Here is a 20,434-nt window from a genome sequence, read left to right on the forward strand (position 1 = left end):
CCGCCCCCGGGCCAGCAAAGACGACCTTGGCCCAAGCCGCTAGACTGGCGGTTCCATCGTCAAGGAGGTCGATCATGATCCGCGTGCATCACCTGGAGAATTCCCGCTCCCAGCGCGTGCTCTGGCTGCTGGAGGAACTGGGCGCCGACTATGAGCTGGCCACCTATCGGCGCGACCCCGAGACCCTGCTGGCGCCGGAGGCGCTCAAGGCCGTGCATCCTCTGGGCAAGTCGCCGGTGATCACCGACGAGGGCCGCGACGGCCGCGCGGTCGCCGAGTCCGGGGCCATTCTCGAATACCTCCTCGAGCGCCTCGACCCGCAGGGCTCGCTGTCGCCGGCGCCCGGCACGGACGAGCGGGAGCGCTATCGGTTCTGGCTGCACCATGCCGAGGGGACGGCGATGCCGCCCCTGGTGATGCGGCTGGTCTTCTCGCGCCTGTCGAAGCCGCCGGTCCCGGCGCTGATGCGCCCGCTGGGACGACAGTTCGCCAAGGGCGTGGAGCGAGGCTTCCTGGCGCCCCAGTTGCGCGGCCTGATGGCGCTGTGGGAGGCCGAGCTGGGACGCTCGGCCTGGTTCGCCGGCGAGGCCTTCTCGGCGGCCGATATCCAGATGAGCTTCCCGGTGCTGGCCCTGGAGGGGCGCGGCGGGCTCGACGCGGCGCCCAACCTGCGGGGCTTCCTGGCCCGCTGCCGCGAGCGGCCGGCCTATCGGCGGGCCATCGAACGGGGCGGGGAGTTCTCCCTAGGAAACCACTGATTGATTGCTGCGCTCGATGACCCACAGGGACGTGGGAAATGCGGAGGTTCGTAGGGAACGAACCTAGCTATCCTGGCCGCCGGCGGTACTCAACATCCTCATTTACTGCCGTGTAAACTCCGGTGTTTCCGTTCCGGTGGCGACCAGCCTCTCATCGCTCGCGACATCAATCAGAGCTTCCCTGGTCGGCGGCGACTAGCGGGGCAGTCGCGCCTGCAGCCGCCGCGCGGCGCGGCCCAGCCATTCGCGCAGGGCGCGGCTGCTCTGGTGGAGGTGATAGGCGCTGGGCCGCCAGGCGGCGAGCCCCTCGGGCGGTGCACTGGCGAACTCGGTGGGGGCGGCGATGACCTCGAGGCCGGCGCGCTCGAAGGCCACTCTCGCCCGGGGCAGGTGCCAGGCCTGGGAGACCAGGGCGACGCGCCGGATGCCCTCCTCGCCGAGCAGCTCGGCGCTGTAGCGGGCGTTCTCCGCGGTGGTGCGGCTGCGGCCCTCGTACCAGCGGACCGGCACCTCGAAGACCTCCTCGAGGGCCGCGGCCATCAGGCTCGCCTCGGCGCTGGGCTCGTCGTTGAGGCGGCCACCGCTGACCAGGATCGGCAGCTCCGTCTGGCGATGCAGGTAGGCGCCGTAGGCGAGCCGCCGCCAGCTGGCGTTGGACGGGGCATCGCCCCAGCCGAACTCCGGCGAGTCTTGGTCGCGTCCGCCGCCGAGGATCACGATGGCCTCGGCGCCTCGCAGCTCCTCCGCCGTCCGCAGTGCCGGTGGCTCGAGGTCCTGGCGCAGCGTATGGCTCGCGACGGGGGTGGCCAGCAGCATCAGGCCACCGAGGCCCAGCACCACCGCCAGGCCGCCGAGCAGGTGGTGCCGGGGCCACAGCAGGCCGCCGACCAGGGTCAGCAGGGCATTGACCGTGGGGGGGAGCAGCAGGGTTTCCAGCAGAGCCATGCGGTCACCTCGGATGCGGGGGGCTTCCTGAAGCCTCGTCCAGCCCGGCCTAGATGTCGACCTTGTCCGGGTACTCGCAGAGATCCTCGATCACGCAGCTGCCGCAGCGGGGGCGGCGCGCCAGGCAGGTGTAGCGGCCGTGGAGGATCAGCCAGTGGTGGGCATCCTGGCGAAACTCCCGGGGCACGTGGCGCATCAGCTTGCGCTCCACCTCGACCACGTCCTTGCCCTTGGCCAGGCCGGTGCGGTTCGAGACCCGGAAGATATGGGTGTCCACGGCGATGGTCGGCTCGCCGAAGGCGGTGTTGAGGATGACGTTGGCGGTCTTGCGGCCGACCCCGGGCAGCGCCTCCAGGGCCGCACGGGTGCGCGGCACCTCGCCGCCGTGCTGCTCCTCGAGGAGGCGGCAGGTCTTCATCAGGTTCTCGGCCTTGGTGTTGTACAGGCCGATGGTCTTGATGTGCTCCTTGAGGCCGTCCAGGCCGAGCGCCAGGATCGCGGCCGGGGTGTTGGCCACCGGAAACAGCCGGGCGGTGGCCTTGTTGACCCCCACATCGGTGGCCTGGGCCGAGAGCAGCACGGCGGCGAGCAGCTCGAAGGGGGTCGACCAGTGGAGCTCGGTGGTCGGCTCGGGGTTGTGGTCGCGGAGCCGGGCGAAGATCTCGTGACGTTTCTGGGCGTTCATGGTGGTGAGACGAATCCTTCAGCGAATGGTGCCGGTCACCCGGACGCGGCGATGCTCCCGGGGGCGGTCGGGCTGCCGTTCCAGGCGGCGCCGCTCCAGGCGGTCGTCGATGACGTTCTTCAGGGCGATCAGCAGGCCGGTGGCGAAGAAGGCGCCCGGCGGCAGCACCAGGAACAGGAAGTCGAGGTCGGGGAAGACGGTGATGCCCCAGCCGGCGGCCGCGGGGCCCAGCAGCAGGTCCATGCCGACGAACAGCGTGCCCTGGCCGAACAGCTCGCGCAGTCCCCCCAGCAGGACCAGCACGGCGCCGAAGCCGAGCCCGGTCATCAGGCCGTCGGTGGCCGAGGGCAGCAGCGGCTGCCGGGAGGCGAAGGCCTCGGCGCGGCCGAGGATCGCGCAGTTGGTGACGATCAGCGGGATGAAGATGCCGAGGATGCGGTAGAGCTCGAAGGTGTAGGCGGCCATCAGCAGTTCCGCGCAGGTCACGAAGGCGGCGATGATCATCACGAAGGCCGGCAGGCGCAGCGTGCCGGTCACCTGATGACGGATCAGCGATACCGCGACATTGGAGCCGAGCAGCACCAGCAGGGTGGCCAGGGCCAGGCCCAGGGCGTTGACCACGCTGCTGGAGACCGCCAGCAGCGGACACAGGCCGAGCAGCTGCACCAGCGCCGGGTTGTTCGACCACAGGCCGTGGCGGCTGACCTCGCCGAGGCTGGGTGTGGTCATGGCGTCTCTCCGGTGTCGGCGGTGGCGAACAGGGCGGGCCGGGCCTCGACCCATTGCAGGGTGCGATGCAGCGCGGCGATCACGGCCCGCGAGGTGATGGTGGCGCCGGTCAGGGCGTCCACGCCGCCGCCGTCCTGGCGCACCGCCCAGCCCCCGGCGGGCGGGTTCGCCAGCGAGTGGCCGGTGAACTGCTCGATCCAGTCGCCCTTGCGGGCCTCGATGCGGTCGCCGAGGCCCGGGGTCTCGCGGTGCTCGGTGACCCGCACCCCGGTGATGGTGCCCGTGGCGTCGAGGCCGACGACCAGCGCGATGTCGCCGCTATAGCCCCCGGGCGCCGTCACCGGCACCACCCCCCCGAGGACCCGCTCGCCGTCCCGGGCCTGCCACAGGCTGACGGGGGACTCGAAGCCGAATGCCGGTGCGGCGGGCCGGCTGACGACGTGGTCGAGCAGCCGGCCGTCGTGCCCGGCCGGGGCCACCGCGGCGACTTCCCGGTGGCGGCTGGCCTGGCGATTGTCGGCGATGCGCTCCGCGGTCAGGGCGCGGGTCAGGGCGACGCTGCCGGCGGTGATCAGGGCGAAGGTCGCGAGTCCCAGGGCGGCCCGGCCCATGGCGCGGGGCAGCGCGGCGCTCATCGCTCCTCCTCGCCGGCGTCGGCGCGGATGCCCCGGGTGGCGGCGGGGTGGCCAAAGACCCGGGGCTCGCTGTAGTAGTCGATGAACGGGGCGGCGAAGTTCATCAGCAGCACGGCGAAGGCCACGGCATCCGGGTAGGCGCCGGCGGCGCGGATGGCCATCACCAGCGCGCCGATGCCGGCCCCGTAGAGCAGCTTGCCGCGCCGGCTGGTGGCGGCGCTGACCGGGTCGGTGGCGATGAAGAAGGCGCCGAAGATGGCGGCCCCGCCGAGCAGGTGGAACAGCGGCGAGCCCTGGTGGCTGGGATTGCCGGCGTAGAGCAGCGTGGCCACCAGGCTCAGGGTGCCGAGCATGGCGACAGGGATCTGCCAGCCGATCACCCGCTTGTAGAGCAGCAGGGCGCCGCCGGCCAGCCAGGCCAGGGCCACCTGGCGCCAGGCGGTCAGTGCTCCCTCGGGGAGCGGTGTACCGGCCCAGAACTCGCCGGCCATCAGCGCCTCGGGCTTGTGCTTGAAGGCATCCAGCGGGGTCGCCCCGCTCAGGGCATCGAGGGTCTCGAGGGAGGTCAGGCCGGCGAACTGGCGCAGCGTCTCGCCCAGGGGGCGGGCCTCGGGACCGAGAAGGCCGTCGGGGCCAGGCCACAGGCTCATCGGCCCGGGGAAGGACACCAGCAGCAGCGCATAGCCGACCATGGCCGGGTTGAACAGGTTGTGGCCCAGTCCGCCATAGAGGTGCTTGGCGACCACGATGGCGGCCACCATGCCGATCAGGATCAGCCACCAGGCGCTGCCCGGGGGCAGGGCGACGCCGAGCAGCACGGCGGTGACCAGGGCGCTGTTGTCGGCGAGGGTCGCGGAGACCGGGCGGCCGCGCAGGCGCAGCATCGCCGCCTCCAGGCCGATGCCGGCCACGGCGGCGAAGCCCAGGTTGGTGAGCACCCCCCAGCCGAAGTGCCAGGTCAGCGCGGCGATGCCGGGCAGGGTGGCGAGCAGCAGCCAGCGCATCACCCCGGCGGTGGAGGCGGGGCGACGCGGGGCCGTCTGGTCGGCGTGCATCAGGCTCATGCGGGCTTCTCCTCGGCGTCACGGGCGGCCTGCAGGCGGGCCTCGGCGGCCTGGCGGTTCTCGCGGGCGGTGGCCAGCTGGGTCTCCAGGTCGTCGAGGCTCGCCGGATCCGCCTCGCCGCTCTCGGCCGCGCGGGCCAGGGCCTTCTCGGCCTTGCGCTCGGCCGCCGTGGCGGCGCTGTGGGCGATGCGCAGTCCGCGCAGGTCGGCGGCCGGCGCCGTGCCCTGGGTGTCGCCGCCGGCGGGACGCCGGGCGGCCGGGGCGGCGGCGCGCTTGCGGGCGGCCCGGCGGGCCTCCTTCTCCGCCTGCTCACGGGCCAGGCGGGCCTGGCGGAACTCGAAGCGATGCCGGGCGTGATCGGCGCGTGCGGCCTCGCGGCGCTGGGCACGGATCGCCTGCTTGGCGGCGCGGTAGTACTGCTCCAGGGGGATGTGACTGGGGCACACGTAGCTGCAGGCCCCGCACTCGATGCAGTCGAACAGGTGGAAGCGCTCGGCCTTGTCGTGCTCGCGGCCCCTGGCGAACCAGTAGAGCTGCTGGGGCAGCAGGCTGGCCGGACAGACCTCCTCGCAGGCGCCGCAGCGGATGCATGGCTGCTCCGGCGGCGGGTCGGGCAGCTCCTGGCGAGTGGCGGCGATCAGGCAGTTGGTGGCCTTGACCACCGGCGAGGCGAGCTCGCCCAGCGCCTCGCCCATCATGGGGCCGCCCATCACCAGGCGATGCAGGGCCCGGGGGTCGAGCCCGGCGAAGTGCAGCAGCTCGCCGATGGGCGTGCCGAGCCGGGCGACGACGTTGCCGGGCCGGGCCAGGGCCTCGCCGGTGAGGGTCACCACCCGCTCGACCAGCGGCACGCCGTCGCGCACGGCGGCCAGCGCCGCGCGCAGGGTGCCGGGGTTGTGGCAGTGGGTGCCGACATCCGCCGGCAGGCCGCCGCTCGGCACCTCGCGGCCGAGCAGGCGCTTGATCAGCTGGCGCTCGCCGCCGCTGGGATAGCGGGTGGCGATGGGGCGGATCTCCACCGGCATGGCCTCCGCCAGGCTGGCCTCCCGGGCGGCCTGCAGGGCCTGGAGCGCCTCGGGCTTGTCGTCCTCGATGCCCACCAGGATGCGTTCGGCGCCGGCCAGGCGGGCCATCAGGCGGGCGCCCTCCAGCACGTCGGCGGCGAAGTGGCGCAGGGTCAGGTCGTCCGCGGAGATATAGGGCTCGCACTCCGCCGCATTGACCACCAGGGTGTCGATGGCATGCAGCTCGCGGATGCGCGCCTTGACCTGGGTCGGGAAGGCGGCGCCGCCGAGGCCCACCACGCCGGCGGCGTCGAGACGCTCGAGCAGCGTCGCCTGCGGCGCCTGCCGCCAGTCCAGGGACGGCAGGGTCAGCCAGTCGTCCTCGCCCTCGCCCTCGATGACGATGCACGGGCCCCGCCGGCCGTCGCCGGCGGGCAGGGCATGCTCCTCGATGGCCGCGACCCGGCCGGTGATGCTGGCATGCAGCGCGGCGGAGATCAGGCCGCTCGCCCGGGCGATCCGCTCGCCGGTGCGCACGCGCTGGCCGAGCTCGACGCAGGGCTCGGCGGGGGCGCCGGCATGCTGGTCGAGCGGCAGGATGACCCGGCGCGGCAGGGGGGCCGTGCGCAACGGCGCGCGGGTAGAGCGGGCCTTGCGGGTCGGCGGCGTGATGCCGCCCGGGAAGTCGAACCGCTCAGCCATGCCGGGCCTCCTCGGGCGCGGACGGGCGGTCGCTGGCGATCAGCGCCGCCCCCCAGGCCGGCGTGGGCAGCACGGGGCGATGGCCGGGCCCGGCGGGCAGGGGGATGGCCTCGCGTCCCGCGTCCCGGGGCAGCATGTCGATGCAGTCGACCGGGCAGGGCTCCAGGCACAGGTCGCAGCCGGTACACTCGTCGGCGATCACCGTGTGCATGTGCCTGGCCGCCCCCAGGATGGCGTCCACCGGGCAGGCCTGGATGCACTTGGTGCAGCCGATGCACTCCGCCTCGCGGATGAAGGCCACCCGGGGCATGGCCTCGGCCTCGCCGTCCAGGGGCTTGACCTCACGGCCCAGCAGGTCGGCCAGGGCGGCGATGGTGGCCTCGCCCCCGGGTGGACACTTGTTGATCTCCTCGCCCTCGCCGATGGCCTCGGCATAGGGGCGGCAGCCCGGGTAGCCGCACTGGCCGCACTGGGTCTGGGGCAGCAGGGCGTCGATGTTCTCCACCACCGGATTGCCCTCGACGCGGAAGCGCTCGCCGGCGAAGCCGAGCAGGGCACCGAAGCCCCCGGCCAGCCCCACCAGCGCCAGTACGGCAACGACCAGGTCGGCATCGAGCAGGGTCTCAAGCATCGGCGTCTCCGCTCATAGCCGCACCAGCCCCGAGAAGCCCATGAAGGCCAGCGACATCAGGCTGGCGGTGACCATGGCGATGGCCGCCCCGCGGAAGGGGGTGGGCACATCGGCGGTGGCCAGGCGTTCGCGCAGCGCGGCGAACAGCACCAGTACCAGCGAGAAGCCCACGGCGGCGCCGAAGCCGTAGAGGGCGGCCTCGAGAAAATCGGAGCTACGGTTGAGGGTCAGCAGGGCCACGCCGAGCACGGCGCAGTTGGTGGTGATCAGCGGCAGGAAGATGCCCAGCACCTGATGCAGCAGGGGACTGGTCTTGCGCACCACCAGCTCGGTGAACTGCACCACCACGGCGATCACCAGGATGAAGGCGATGGTGCGCAGGTACTCGAGCCCCAGCGGCGCCAGCAGCAGGTGATAGACCAGATGGCTGGCCACCGAGGACAGGGTCAGCACGAAGGTGGTGGCCAGCGACATGCCCATGGCCGACTCCAGCTTGCTGGAGACGCCCATGAAGGGGCAGAGGCCGAGGAATTGCACCAGCACGAAGTTGTTGACCAGTGCGGTGCCGACCAGGATCAGGAAGAAATCGGTCATTGCCTGCCAAGCGAGTCGAAACGGGGCGCCCCGGCGCAAGCGTCGGGGCGATGAGGCGCCCATTATAGGGGCAGCCCCTGTCGGCGGGCCAGGCCGCACGGGCCAGGGGCGGGGCGGCGGTCCTGGCCCATGCGGCAGCTCAGCTCGCCTCGAGCCCGCCTGGCGGCGCAGCGAACGGTAGGGCTGGGGTCACAGCCAGTTCAGGGCCGTCTCGACCTGGACCCGGTTGCGCCCCGTTCGCTTGGCGGCATACAGGGCGGCGTCGGCGCTCTCGATCAGCGACTCGGCGGCGAGTGCCTGCCCGGGCGCGACGTGGCTGACGCCGACGCTGATGGTGACCCGCGGATAGGGATGGTGGGGGATGGCGAGTTGCTCGACGGCGGCGCGCAGGCTCTCCGCCATGCGCGGCCCGGCCTCGGCGGGCGCCCCGGGCAGCACCACCGTGAATTCCTCGCCGCCGGTCCGGGCCACCAGCTGCCCCGGTCGGCTGAAGTGCCGGCGCATGGTCTCGGCGATCGTCTTCAGGCAGGCATCGCCGGCGGGGTGGCCGAAGTGGTCGTTGTAGGCCTTGAAGTGATCGATATCGACCAGCAGCAGGGTCACGCCATGCTCGCCCTTCGCCGCCTGCGCCAGGGCCGCGGCCAGGTGCTCGTCGAGGAGCCGGCGGTTGGCGAGCCCGGTCAGGGCGTCATGCTGGGACAGCTGGAGCAGCAGGTCTTGTTGGTGACAGTGGCGATTCCTCAGGTGCTGGAAGGCGCGGGCCAGGATGCCGATCTCGTCCTTGCGCCCGATCAGGGCCTCGGGCGTCTGCTGGCCCGGGTCATGCGGCTCCAACTGCTGGGTGAAGCGAGCGAAGTCCCGCAGCGGGCGCAGGATCATGCGCTCCAGCAACAGCAGCACCACGATCAGGGTCACGGCGAGGACACCCGCGGTCCAGACCAGCGCGAAGCGGAAGGTCTCCAGGCTCGCCTGGTAGCGTTGACGCGGCAGGGTCGCCTCGAGGCGCAGCGCCTGCCCGGCCGGCAGGGCCGGGAGGTCACGGGTGACCCGCATGCGGGTCGGCGACAGCCGTTCCAGGCGGTCGTCGGCCTGGGAGCCCTCGAGCGGCTGGCCGTGAAGCGTCAGCTCGATGCCGGTGGTCTCGCTGAGTTGGGCGACCAGGGCCTCCGACAGCGGCATCACCATCGCCAGCCAACCATTGGCGGGGGCGTCCTCCTGGCTCTTCAGGATCGGCGTCAGGGCGATCAGCGCCGGGGCGTCGCCGGCCCATAGCCAGCTATGGGTCCGCTCGTCGAGTCCCTGGCCGATGCGCGAGCCGAGTCGGTCGGTGAGCTCGCGGCTGCCCTCGCAGGCGTCGGGTTGGCCGGCGCAGGACCAGAAGGCGCCTTGACGGTCGAAGCCGGCGGTCCAATAGGGGGAGCCGTCGGTGGTGAAGAAGGCCATGAGCTGCACGCCGAGGGTCTCGAGGGCGCCGGCATAGAGATTGCTGTCGACATATTCCGGACGCGTACCGCCGACGAAGGCGTAGGTGTCATCCCACCAGGCCCAGTCCTCGACCAGGCTCTGCAGGTGATCGCGTTCGTTGCCCAGCGCACGCTCGATGCGGTCGAGCTCGTCGCTGGCATAGCGGCTCTCGTCCTCCAGCAGGATGGGGGCGATCTGGTAGCGGGCGATCAACGCCAGTATCAGCACGGCGACGCCCACCACCACGGCCAGGGCGGCCAGGAAGCGATTGCGCAGCGAGGAGAAGCGGGGGGGCAGCGAAGCCATGGCGGGCGGGCGTCCTTGTCACGAGACCTGTGAGCCAGGGTGACGGCTCGCCGGCCCCGGAACAAGTCGGGCCTGCCAACGCGCGGGCCGGCAGACCGGGGGCATGAGGCCCCCGGGTGCGGGGCAGCGGGTTCAGCTCACGCGCTGGCCCGGCTCGGCGCCGGAGTGGGGTTCCAGCAGGTAGATGCCCTTGTCATCGCCGGCCGCCAGCACCATGCCCTCGGAGACGCCGAAGCGCATCTTGCGTGGCGCCAGGTTGGCGACCATCACCGTGAGGCGGCCCTCCAGGGCCTCGGGGGCGTAGGCCTTGCGGATACCGGCGAAGACGTTGCGGGTCTCGCCGCCCAGGTCGAGGGTCAGCCGGAGCAGCTTGTCGGCGCCCTCGACGTACTCCGCCTTGGCGATGCGGGCGATGCGCAGGTCGACCCGGGCGAAGTCCTCGAAGCCGATCTCCGCGGCGATCGGCGTGTCGGCCAGCGGGCCCTTGGGGGCGTCCTTGAGTTTCTGTTCTTCCACCAGGTCCTCCTTCGATGCTTCGATCATGGCAGCGATGCGGTCACTCTCGACGCGGGTCATCAGCGGCTGGAATTTGGCGACCTCGTGATCCAGCAGCACTTCCTGACGGCTGTCCCAGTCGAGGGTCTCGAGCTGCATGAAACGCCGGGCGCCCTCGGCCATGGCCGGCACCACCGGGGCCAGGTAGACCATCAGCTGGCGGAACAGGTTGATGCCCACCGAGCAGATATCGAGCACCTCCTGGTCGCGGCCGCCCTGCTTGGCCAGCACCCAGGGTTCGGCCTCGGCGATGTAGGTATTGGCCTCATCGGCCAGCTCCATGACCTTGCGCATGGCGCGGCCGAACTCGCGCGCCTCGTAGTGCTCGGCGATCTCGTCGCCGGCGGCGATGAAGCGGGCGACCAGCTCGGGTGCCGCACAGTGGCCGGACAGGCGGCCGCCGCCGAGCTTCTTGACGAAGCCGGCACAGCGGCTGGCGATGTTGACCACCTTGCCGACCAGGTCCGAGTTGACGCGTTGGGCGAAGTCCTCGAGGTTGAGGTCGAGGTCGTCGACGCCGGCGGTCAGCTTGGCCGCGAAGTAGTAGCGCAGGTACTCGGGGTTGAGATGGTCGGCATAGGTGGCGGCCTTGATGAAGGTGCCACGGGACTTGGACATCTTGGCGCCATTGACGGTGACGAAGCCGTGGCAGTTCACCGCCGTGGGGGTGCGCAGCCCGGCGCCGTGCAGCATGGCCGGCCAGAACAGCGCATGGAAGTAGACGATGTCCTTGCCGATGAAGTGGTAGACCTCGGCGTCGGAGCCCTCGCGCCAGTAGGCGTCGAAGTCGATGCCCTCGCGGTCGCAGAGGTTCTGGAAGCTCGCCAGGTAGCCGATCGGCGCGTCCAGCCAGACGTAGAAGTACTTGCCCGGGGCGTCGGGGATCTCGAAGCCGAAGTAGGGGGCGTCGCGGGAGATGTCCCACTCATTGAAGCCGGACTCGAACCACTCCATCAACTTGTTGCGGATCTGCGGCTGGACATGGTCGTCGTCGATCCAGCCCTGCAGGAAGCGGGCGAAGTCGGGCAGCTTGAAGAAGTAGTGGGTGGAACTCCTGACCTCCGGCGTGGCGCCGGATATCGCCGAGACGGGGTCGATCAGCTCCGCCGGGGTGTAGGTGGCGCCACAGGCCTCGCAGTTGTCGCCGTACTGGTCGCCGGTATGGCACTTCGGGCAGCTGCCCTTGATGAAGCGGTCGGCCAGGAACAGGCCCTTCACCGGGTCGTACATCTGCTCGATGTCGCGGGTGGCGATGTGGCCCCTGTCGCGCAGCCGGGTGTAGATCAGCTCGCTGAAGTGGCGGTTTTCCTCGGAGTGCGTCGAGTGGTAGTTGTCGAAGGCCACCCCGAAGCGCGCGAAGTCCTCCTGGTGCTCCCGGGAGACGCGGTCGATCAGCGCCTCGGAGGTGATGCCCTCCTGCTCGGCGCGCAGCATGATGGCGGTGCCGTGGGCGTCGTCGGCGCAGACGTAGTGGCAGTCCTGGCCGCGACTCTTCTGGAAGCGCACCCAGATGTCGGTCTGGATGTATTCCAGCAGGTGGCCCAGGTGAATGGCGCCATTGGCATAGGGCAGGGCGCTGGTGACCAGGATCTTGCGCGGGGCGGTATTCGACATGGTGGCTCAGAGGTTCCCGTAAACGTGGATCACGGCGGCCGACTCGACGCCTGGGCGAAGTCGAGGCCGCCATGGGAAGTCCGTGAAATCAGGCCCCGATTGTAGCATCTTCGCCCTCGACTGCACCCGCCCGCGCGTGCGACTTGTCGAACAGTGTGCGATTAAGGTAAAGTCCTGATCCGCCGGGGCGCGTCGAGGGAACTGACGCAGGTGCCCGGCACTCTCACGCTTCGCGAGTCACCTTCGTCGGACCCATGTTCTCAACGGAGGTAATCCCCATGGCACTTCGCCGTTTCCTGCCCGTCCTCGGCCTCGCCACCCTGATGACCGGCTGCGCCGGTGGCGCCATCGCCCCGAACTACACCAGCGAGGATCCGGACATCATGCGCATCGGCAACCAGCGCCCGGCCGATCCCCAGGTCACCACCGAGAGCCTCGGCTCCTACTGCGTCAAGGTCACCGAGACCTGGCGCGAAGAGGGCGAGACCCCGGACGGCCAGAAGCTCTGGGCCCTCAACACCCAGCGCAACGTGGTGCCCTGCAACTGAGGATCGACCCCGATCCCTCGCGCCACACCCGGCCCGGTGCAGCCCCTGCACCGGGCTTTTTTTCGAGCGCTCCGCCGATCGCCGTGAAGGGCCGTTGGACGTAACCCTCATGGTTACACTGTACCGTCGCACTGCACCCCATGAAGGCGACACGACCCGCGGTGCCACCACACAGCCCTTCGCAGGAGCTCGGCCCTGCCGGCGGGTCGACGCTTCGACGAACGCCGCGCAGCGGCACAGGCCCGGCCAACCAGGGCGCACGACGACGTGGCCATGTCCTGACTATCCCGGCTCCGCTTGATTCAGCGCATCCTCCCTCGGATTTTCTCAAGCGACGCCTATCCTTGCCGAAGTTCTCTTTATAGTCTTGATTAGTGCAGTACGGCCATCGCCCGATGCTTCGACGGCCGGCTGCTCACCGCCTGGCGGATGTTGCCTATGTCGCAACATCCGGCGGTAGCGTGGCCGATGTCCGGCAGGGGGCTGACAGGGGGGCCAGCTGCCAATTGTGTTCCCGACGTCCTGGAAGGGTCGGTGATGGGTAACCAATCAGTCGGACAGGGGCGCTGCCTGACTGTCATCTACAGTATCTACAACTTATTCAGGGTGATTAATAGGTCAAAAGGCACTGAAGAGAGTCCGTTTTATGCTCTTGAATCGAGCCCTGCCTCACGAAAAATATCTATAGCCTGAATAAGCCCTGCGGAGAAAGCATGAGTACAATAGATAAGATACCGGCATTCTGGCGGCGGCGATCGCTGAGGTTCTGGCTGGCGACAGGCATGCTGATGAGCCTTGCTCCGATTTTTACTTTCGCGTTGACGGGTTACTTTCTCTATCATGGGGCGGTCATCCAACCTCTGGTCGAAGTCGCCTCGAAACAGCGCCATATTCTGCAACCGTTGCAGAGTGTCCAGATGTCTCTTTGGGATGTGTCGGAATCAGTGGTCGATTTTGCGATTGATGGCGAGGATCGGCATAAGATCGCATACCAGCAGCAGGTCCATCAGATTGACGATAATCTTGAAAAGCTTACCGTCGCAATGGAGGATCAGAAGTTCGATATATCCAACATCAATGAGGCTAAAGATCAATGGCGTGAGCTGGTGACTCTTCCAAACACAATCCTGTCGGGCGAAACCAATCACGTCAATGCCATCGTCGGCGAGGATATCGAAGAGTTTGAATTGCTTATTAATCGCCTAGCCCATCAACTTGGAACAGTGCATGACACCGTACGCATCAAGAACGAGAAAACGCACCAGCAGGCATTGGCCAGTCTGACTCTCTCGGAGTACTTGGCGGGCGCTGGGTTGCTTCTCTCGATCATTTTCTCGCTGCTGGGCGTCGTTGTGATCAACCGTTCACTTGTTAGCAGCATGGATCAGTTGGCCTCCGGCTCCATGCGGTTTTCTGACGGGGACCGCGAACATCAGGTCGAGGTTCACATCCCCCGTGAACTGGCCAATGTGGCCGATGCCTTCAATCAAATGATGAAGCAAATTCGTGAACAGGAAGACACTCTGGAGCGCATGGCGATCACCGATGGCTTGACCGGCTTGTACAATCGACGAGAGTTTGATCGCCTGCTGGGCGAGGAAGTTCGGCGAGCGGAGCGATACGGCAAATCCGTCAGCTTGATAATCGGTGACATCGATCATTTCAAGACCTTCAATGACAGCTATGGCCACCAGGCGGGGGACGAAGCGATACGTTCTGTCGGCCAGACACTATCGGAAAACCTGCGCGAAGCTGACAAGGCCTGTCGGTTTGGTGGTGAAGAATTTGTAATCATACTGCCGGAATGTGACGCGGAAGCCGCGCGCCAGGTGGCCGAACGGGTGAGGAACGCTGTTGAGGCGAGAGTCTTCCATATTGATGGAGAGCGGACGGCGCAGGTGACCATTAGCCTGGGGGTTGCCACCTCGGCCGGCAATAGCGACACGCTCGAAACCTTGTTGAAAAGGGCCGACTTTGCCTTGTATAAAGCGAAAGAACATGGCCGCAATCGGGTGAAATCAGGCCGCCTCAGTCATCAAGACGAACGAACATCCTGAGTGTCGTTGCAGATTAAGCGGACACCTTGATCCGTGCTATGCAGCAGGCGCAGTGGTCGGAGTTAAACTGCTGAACTATGCTTGATCTCTTTTCTTGATTTCAAAGGGTTGGGCTGTTAAGGACATGCGGTATAACCTGAATGAACGTATTGCGGGTTCCTGTCAATAAAAAAGCGGGAAGTCTAATCATTGGCATGTCGCAAGAGAGGTTGGCCATGGACGAAGAGGAATCCCTGCATAAAGCCATTTACGAAGAGGTTGCACTCTTCCCGTACAACGCGAATTGGCCATCGATGTATGAAGCAGAACGAGGCCGCCTCCTTCGCTTGTTTCCTGCTGATTTTTTGGCGATCGAGCACTTCGGTAGCACAGCAGTACCTGGCCTTTCGGCAAAGCCAATTATCGATATCCTGGCAGGAGTAGATTCGATATCACGTGCTGATGAATTAATGCAGCCGTTGTGCCATGCAAAATATACAACATCAACGGCGTTCAATGCATCATTAGTAGGACGGCGCTGGCTTATGCAATGGGCCGAGGGGCGTCGAACACATCACCTTCACCTTGTGGTGTACGGTGGCCAGGAATGGAAGCGACGCTTGGCGTTTCGGGACATACTTCGTGCTAATACTGAACTGGTAGAACAGTATGAGCAGAATAAGCGATTGTGGGCGGCGGAATTTAAATCAGATAGAGAGGGCTATACTGCAGCCAAGTCAGATTTTGTGCGGGAGGTGCTGAAGAGAGCAACAACATAGACAGGCCAATCACGGCGACAGCTTCTCCATTGTGGCTTCTCCTACACTTAAAAGCTGTCCGTGTTGACTGCGTCACATCAGGCCTATCTGAAAGGGCGCTTCTGGCCGGATGCCTAACTTTAACCTATGCTAATGGAAGTGTTCCAGCAGATAACGACCCAAAGCCGACATCCCGGCAAAGGCAGCGAACACGTTCATTGGGGATATGCAGCATGAATGATGATTGGTGTTATGCTGCCGAGCTATACTTAATGCCTGGGAATTTCAATAGGATGAGCTCTGGTCAAGCGCGTAGCATAACATTGTTGAACGCGCATGCTCGTTCAAGTGAAATATCGAGCACGCGGCCTAATACCTGTTAACCATAAAAGGGAGTTGAAGGAGAGTGTTAGCTCAAATCGCTGTACTGCTGGGCGCCATAGGCACTGGAATGCTGGCGCTTGATGTCGTCAAGCCAAAAATTCTAGCTAGTCTGAGGCGAGCATTTGGCGATATGGCGTCCCATCGTTTGAGTCCTAGATTCCTATTTAAGAGGGAATTCGACGATAAAGACCATGAAGCCTTATCAGCAATAAAAACGGTAGGATTTTATGGGTCTGTTGTTGCAACTTTATGTCTTTATTATTTCTATGAGCCAAGCAGCGATGTTGTAGAAAAAGTGATGTATTACCCGCTCCTCATAGTAGGGGTTATGCTGACAGGGTTTTTAGTGATGAACCTTAGCATGAGAATGGGTGGTTGGCTTATATCCTTGGGCTCGTATTTGGCTTTGCCGCTGATATATTGTTTTATGGTTATATTTTCGATTGTCAGCTTGGTGCTTCAGTCTCCTATAAAATTCGTGGTAGATAATGAGAAGATTTGGTTCGCGGAGAACCAAGCACCGAGGGTTCTTGGTCTACTCTTGTTGTTTATGAGCTTTGTACTTCAGTTCTTTGCGCTCAAAGGTTAACAATGCGCGTAAGGCGGACAGCCTTTTCAGGCTGCCGCTTGGCTTGGCGTTAAGATAAAAGGAAGCTTAAGATGATATCTATAGATTTTTTACTCACTTCTCTAGTGGTAGTCCTAATTCCGGGAACAGGGGTTTTGTATACCGTCGCGACAGGGCTCTTCGTAGGTAAACGTGCCAGTTTGTTTGCGGCATTCGGTTGTACCCTTGGTATAATCCCTGCCCTCTTAGCCAGCGCTTTTGGTCTTGCCGCTATCTTTCATACCAGTGCGCTTGCTTTTCAGGTTGTAAAATATGCTGGTGCTGCATATTTGCTTTACCTTGCATGGCAAATGTGGCGGTCTTCTGGACAACTCTCAGTAAATAGCGAGAAAACAGGCACGAAATACACCAGCATTATTTTAAAAGGTTTTTTAATTAACATCTTAAACCCTAAGCTTTCTATATTCTTTTTGGCTTTCCTGCCTCAGTTCATCCCTAGCACAGTCGATAGTGCTCTAGTTAGCATGCTGGCGCTCGGACTTGCTTTCATGTTCATGACCTTTTCTGTGTTTATTGTGTACGGCTTTCTTTCAGCCAGCTTCAGCGAATTTATTGTAAAGTCGAAAAAATCCAGTATTGCCATACAGAAAATTTTCGCTACAAGTTTTGCTGCTCTCGGACTTAAGTTGGCTTTTAGTGGGCGGATATAACAAGTCGCTGTAATGCGCGGCCTGCGGCCGCCGGACGCCCTTTTCATTGCGGCTTCGCCTATTACAAGGGCGCCGCTAAGCTCAGCGTTATATCAGCATGATGTGAACGTCCGCATATGGCCGACAGGAGAGTTTTTGTCTATGCTGAAGTACTATTTTCGTAGCAAACGACCCGAAGTGGCCGTGCCGGCATAGGCAGCGGGCACCTAGACGTATTATGCAGCCGGCACAATGATTGGTGTTATGTCGCCTAATTATGATTAATTTCCATGAAATTCAGAGGGTTGGGTTATGGGTGACGCGCGGTATAGTACGAATGAATGTGCCGGCGCGGACAAGTCAATAAACGAGCCACCTATCTAATACTTGTTAGGGCCGCCAGGGCGGACGCTATGACAGTGCACGGCTAAGGAGCGGCGAGACATGGAATACGACGTTCTCGTGGTTGGCGCCGGTTCGGCAGGTGCTGCCTTGGCGGCCCGGCTCTCCGAGGATCCCAATCGGACGGTGCTATTGCTCGAAGCCGGTCCGGATTTCGAGACACGCTCAGCGACACCGCCCGATCTGCTGGATTCGAGAGACCTCGGCCCTATCGCGTACGACTGGAATTATTCGGCGGTACCAGTAACCGGACGGACGATGCCTTATCGCCGGGGGAAGGTGAGCGGGGGCACTTCAGCAATCAACGCCGCGGCAGCCCAGTGGGGCAAGCCCCGCGACTTCGAAGCATGGGTCCGGGCAGGTAATCCGGAATGGAGCTGGGAGCAGGTGCAGCCGTATTACCGACAGCTCGAAGCAGACCGAGACAGCGAGGGCGAGGGACACGGAAAGACCGGTCCGATTCCGATTACTCGTTACACGGACGGGGAGCTGATCCCGATCCAACGCGGGTTCTACGATGCCTGTCGCGAGAAAGGGCTCCCGGAGGTTCGCGACCACAATGCCGTCGGCGCACATGGCGTCGGGCCGTGGCCGATGAATCGCGATTGTACAACTCGCATCTCAACCGCCGTTGGATACCTCGATACCGCACGCGAGCGTCCAAATCTCGCAGTGGAGCCGCTGAGCACTGTCTATCGCGTGCGCTTCGATGCTCGGCGCGCGGTCGGTGTCGAGCTCGAGAACGGCGGCTTCAGATACGCCAAGCAGGTGGTTCTGTGTGCCGGGGCCATAGGCTCACCCGCGATACTGCTGAGGTCAGGGATCGGGCCGCGCGAGCACTTGCGCGAACTGGGCATCGAGGTGTTGCTCGATTCGCCGGGTGTCGGCGCGAAGCTCTGTGACCATGCGGCGGTCCCTGTGTACCTGCGGCCACCGCCGGGCCAGTGCATGCCGGGCCGCGACCCGCGCTTCCAGGTCGTCGCGACGTTGACCGCCCAGGACTCGACCGAAACCGACGATTTGCAGATGGTGATGACCACGCATCTGGACATCAGCGGGATGCCGGCCTTGCTTGAACTCGCCCAGGTGCCCGTCGTCGCTGTCCTGAGGGCCGCTTTGATGGTTCCCCGGTCCCATGGGACGGTGCGCCTCGCCAGCGCGGACCCAAACGCTGCGCCGCAGATCGAGTTGAACTACGCTTCGGACCCCGAGGACATGCGGCGACTGATGGTGGCGACGCGTATCGCGTGGGGGCTCGCGAACACCGAACCCATGAGGCGGGAGACGCGAGGGATCGTCGGCCTGACCGATGATGTCGTTGCTTCTAACGAACTGCTCCGTGGCTATATCCTGCAGCATATCGGCACGTACTGCCATGCGCTCGGCACCGCGTCCATGGGTCAGGATCGCATAGCCGGGGCCGTGGTGGATCAGTACTGCAGAGTGCATGGATTCGAGAACCTCTCGGTTGTCGACGCATCAGTGATTCCCGCCATTCCGCGTGTGGTACCCAACCTCACGGTGATCATGCTTGCCGAGCGGGTAGCAGCATGGATGCGTACGCGGCCCAACCATCGCATCCAGCCGACGCCCGCGGACGGGCGCGGCTGATGCGTACGTTATATTAGAATATGCTGAATATAAGCTTCTGCTACCTCGGCGACTAGCGGAGACGAGGTGGCACCGCCCTACGCCGCCATGAACCGCCTGCGCCGCGACTGGCTACTGGATGACGCTGACGCCGCATAGCCAGCATTATCCAGGGGGCTCATCGTGACCGTGAGGGAACCCCATTTCCTGGGAGGTGGTAGGCGCGGAGCCCAAGCTCCGATCTATGTTGCAGTGCACAAAATTCCTTGCTATTGTGCACTGCAGCAGAGCGGGAATCTCCCGTTCCACGACATTCAGAACCCGGAGGTTCCCATCATGACCAACGTCTTCGCATTCGACGCCAAGCAGTTCGACACCGCCCAGTTCGAGTCCGTGTTCTTCGCCCCGGCACGCGCCTTCGCCGCCCTGTCCATCGACGTCACCGAGAAGCTGGTCAATGCCCAGCTCGACGCCACCAAGGCCTATGCCGACACCGGCTTGACGCAGCTGCGTAGCCTGGTGGAGGTCAAGGACGCCGCAGGCCTGAAGAGCTACCTGGAAGGCCAGCAGGCCGTCGCCAAGGAACTCACCGAGCGTCTGAAGGACAATGCAGGGAAGGCGGTAGCCCTGCAGCAGGAGTTCGTTCAGGAAAGCCAGAAGCTGACCGAGGGCAGCGTGAAGCAGGCCCAGGAAGGCCTCCAGCAGGCCACCGAGACCGCGACCAAGGCGGTCAAGCAAGCCGCTCCCAAGGCCAAGTAAGCCCTGGGCCCGCGGGCCGCGCTGACGCAAGACCCCAGGCCGCCGATCCATGATCGGCGGCCTCTTGGTATGTGAGCCATGGACATGGCCGTAAGCGGTCCCAATGGACTATCTTCATGGTTCTTTAGCAATCGAATGAATGCCGCAGACTAAAGAGTCCCCATACAATGAGCCTGGGAAGAACAACCCCGATTCTTCGAATCTTCGATGAAGCCAAGGCCAGGGAGTTCTACGTGGACTTCCTCGGTTTCGCTGTCGATTGGCAGCATCGCTTGACGGACGACTTGCCGCTCTACCTGCAGGTTTCCAGGGACGATTGCGTGCTTCACCTGTCGGAGCACCATGGCGATGCCTCTCCCGGTACGACGCTGCGGATCGAGGCCCGCGAGATCGCGGCGTTCCATCGCGAACTGCTGGGCGCCGGCTACCGATACGCCCGGCCGGCACTGGAGGCGATGCCCTGGGGGAGCAGCGAGATGTCGATTGCCGATCCGTTCGGCAACCGGTTGATCTTTACGAGTGCCATCGACGATTGAGTCTGGCGCCTGCCACATGACGGGGCGGAACGAGGCGTGGTCCTGCAGCACCATGCTGAGGCAAGGCGGGGTCGGTAAGCCTTGGTGAGGTGCGTTGCAGCAACCGATACGGGGGGAAGCGACAAGGCCTGCGCTTGTTGTTGTTATCCAAGGCCTTGATTCAAGAGCGTTTTGTATTTGTTGGAGCGTGTTTTGCTTTGTTTTTTGCAGGATCGGCTGCCTTGGCAGCGACGATTCTGAACGTGAGCTGGCGTGCTCCACCTGGTCCCCCTTCGGGGGACCTTTTTTTATGCGTGCTTCAATGGCCGGCATCATGGCCGTTACGGTCACCGGCGACAACACGACCTTGGTGGTAGGCCGAGTGGCATCGCGCCCGTGGCGCCTTTGGCCGCGCCCGGGAGACGAGCGGGTCGGCGCGCTGTAAGGAACGGCTGACCGGAGCGTCCCATCAGCAGGGAGGCGGCGTCGGTCCGGGCCG

The 20,434-nt window shown here is 64.9% G+C and carries 19 protein-coding genes; 9 read left to right on the plus strand and 10 right to left on the minus strand.

Features of this window, described 5'->3' with window-relative positions:
* The first annotated feature begins 74 nt into the window (after positions 1–74).
* A complete protein-coding gene (locus QWY76_RS09645; protein ID WP_290310958.1) occupies positions 75–758 on the plus strand; it encodes a glutathione S-transferase family protein in 684 nt (227 codons plus the stop codon).
* A gap of 195 nt (positions 759–953) precedes the next feature.
* Here the strand turns inward: QWY76_RS09645 and QWY76_RS09650 are convergent, their stop codons facing one another.
* The 10 genes from QWY76_RS09650 to metG all read right to left on the minus strand — a co-directional run bounded on the left by QWY76_RS09650 (position 954) and on the right by metG (position 11,686).
* Positions 954–1,703: a YdcF family protein gene (locus QWY76_RS09650; RefSeq protein WP_290310959.1), complete on the minus strand. Its 750-nt coding sequence runs from the start codon at positions 1,701–1,703 to the stop codon at positions 954–956.
* Between the two features lie 49 nt (positions 1,704–1,752).
* Positions 1,753–2,388 carry an endonuclease III gene (gene nth, locus QWY76_RS09655; RefSeq protein WP_290310960.1) on the minus strand — a complete coding sequence of 212 codons (636 nt, stop codon included), beginning with the start codon at positions 2,386–2,388 and terminating at the stop codon, positions 1,753–1,755.
* 18 nt (positions 2,389–2,406) lie between these two features.
* Positions 2,407–3,117, minus strand: coding sequence for an electron transport complex subunit E (locus QWY76_RS09660; RefSeq protein ID WP_290310961.1), 711 nt, complete (start codon positions 3,115–3,117; stop codon positions 2,407–2,409).
* Positions 3,114–3,752 (minus strand): RnfABCDGE type electron transport complex subunit G, encoded by a 639-nt coding sequence (locus tag QWY76_RS09665; protein WP_290310963.1) that lies wholly within the window; start codon positions 3,750–3,752, stop codon positions 3,114–3,116. The genes QWY76_RS09660 and QWY76_RS09665 overlap by 4 nt, the downstream gene beginning before the upstream one ends.
* Positions 3,749–4,816, minus strand: a complete 1,068-nt coding sequence (locus QWY76_RS09670; RefSeq protein WP_290310964.1) for an RnfABCDGE type electron transport complex subunit D — start codon at positions 4,814–4,816, stop codon at positions 3,749–3,751. The genes QWY76_RS09665 and QWY76_RS09670 overlap by 4 nt, the downstream gene beginning before the upstream one ends.
* Positions 4,813–6,522, minus strand: coding sequence for an electron transport complex subunit RsxC (gene rsxC / locus QWY76_RS09675; protein WP_290310965.1), 1,710 nt, complete (start codon positions 6,520–6,522; stop codon positions 4,813–4,815). Before rsxC ends, QWY76_RS09670 begins: the two co-directional genes overlap by 4 nt.
* Positions 6,515–7,153, minus strand: coding sequence for an electron transport complex subunit RsxB (rsxB, locus tag QWY76_RS09680; protein WP_290310966.1), 639 nt, complete (start codon positions 7,151–7,153; stop codon positions 6,515–6,517). Before rsxB ends, rsxC begins: the two co-directional genes overlap by 8 nt.
* A gap of 12 nt (positions 7,154–7,165) precedes the next feature.
* Positions 7,166–7,747 carry an electron transport complex subunit RsxA gene (rsxA, locus tag QWY76_RS09685; protein ID WP_290310967.1) on the minus strand — a complete coding sequence of 194 codons (582 nt, stop codon included), beginning with the start codon at positions 7,745–7,747 and terminating at the stop codon, positions 7,166–7,168.
* A 189-nt stretch (positions 7,748–7,936) separates the two neighbouring features.
* Positions 7,937–9,517: a GGDEF domain-containing protein gene (locus tag QWY76_RS09690; RefSeq protein WP_290310968.1), complete on the minus strand. Its 1,581-nt coding sequence runs from the start codon at positions 9,515–9,517 to the stop codon at positions 7,937–7,939.
* A gap of 132 nt (positions 9,518–9,649) precedes the next feature.
* On the minus strand, positions 9,650–11,686 hold the full coding sequence (metG, locus tag QWY76_RS09695; protein ID WP_290310970.1) for a methionine--tRNA ligase: 2,037 nt from the start codon (positions 11,684–11,686) through the stop codon (positions 9,650–9,652).
* A gap of 278 nt (positions 11,687–11,964) precedes the next feature.
* On the opposite strand from metG, the gene QWY76_RS09700 reads away from it, so the two are divergent.
* From QWY76_RS09700 to QWY76_RS09735, 8 genes are all read left to right on the plus strand, one after another.
* A complete protein-coding gene (locus QWY76_RS09700) occupies positions 11,965–12,234 on the plus strand; it encodes a hypothetical protein (RefSeq protein ID WP_290310971.1) in 270 nt (89 codons plus the stop codon).
* A 713-nt stretch (positions 12,235–12,947) separates the two neighbouring features.
* Complete coding sequence (locus QWY76_RS09705) at positions 12,948–14,291, plus strand: sensor domain-containing diguanylate cyclase (RefSeq protein WP_290310973.1); 1,344 nt, start codon at positions 12,948–12,950, stop codon at positions 14,289–14,291.
* A gap of 215 nt (positions 14,292–14,506) precedes the next feature.
* Positions 14,507–15,049, plus strand: a complete 543-nt coding sequence (locus QWY76_RS09710) for a GrpB family protein (protein ID WP_290310974.1) — start codon at positions 14,507–14,509, stop codon at positions 15,047–15,049.
* Positions 15,050–15,434: 385 nt separating this feature from the next.
* Complete coding sequence (locus tag QWY76_RS09715) at positions 15,435–16,001, plus strand: hypothetical protein (RefSeq protein WP_290310975.1); 567 nt, start codon at positions 15,435–15,437, stop codon at positions 15,999–16,001.
* Positions 16,002–16,072: 71 nt separating this feature from the next.
* Positions 16,073–16,690, plus strand: a complete 618-nt coding sequence (locus QWY76_RS09720; RefSeq protein WP_290310976.1) for a LysE family translocator — start codon at positions 16,073–16,075, stop codon at positions 16,688–16,690.
* A gap of 423 nt (positions 16,691–17,113) precedes the next feature.
* Positions 17,114–18,682 (plus strand): GMC family oxidoreductase, encoded by a 1,569-nt coding sequence (locus QWY76_RS09725; RefSeq protein ID WP_290310978.1) that lies wholly within the window; start codon positions 17,114–17,116, stop codon positions 18,680–18,682.
* A gap of 315 nt (positions 18,683–18,997) precedes the next feature.
* Positions 18,998–19,420, plus strand: a complete 423-nt coding sequence (locus tag QWY76_RS09730; protein WP_290310979.1) for a phasin family protein — start codon at positions 18,998–19,000, stop codon at positions 19,418–19,420.
* Between the two features lie 167 nt (positions 19,421–19,587).
* The gene (locus tag QWY76_RS09735; RefSeq protein WP_290310980.1) at positions 19,588–19,956 is read left to right on the plus strand and encodes a glyoxalase superfamily protein; all 369 of its coding nucleotides are present in this window, start codon (positions 19,588–19,590) and stop codon (positions 19,954–19,956) included.
* The last annotated feature ends 478 nt before the right edge of the window (positions 19,957–20,434 follow it).

This window comes from Halomonas maura, assembly GCF_030409305.1.
GTDB lineage: Bacteria > Pseudomonadota > Gammaproteobacteria > Pseudomonadales > Halomonadaceae > Halomonas > Halomonas maura.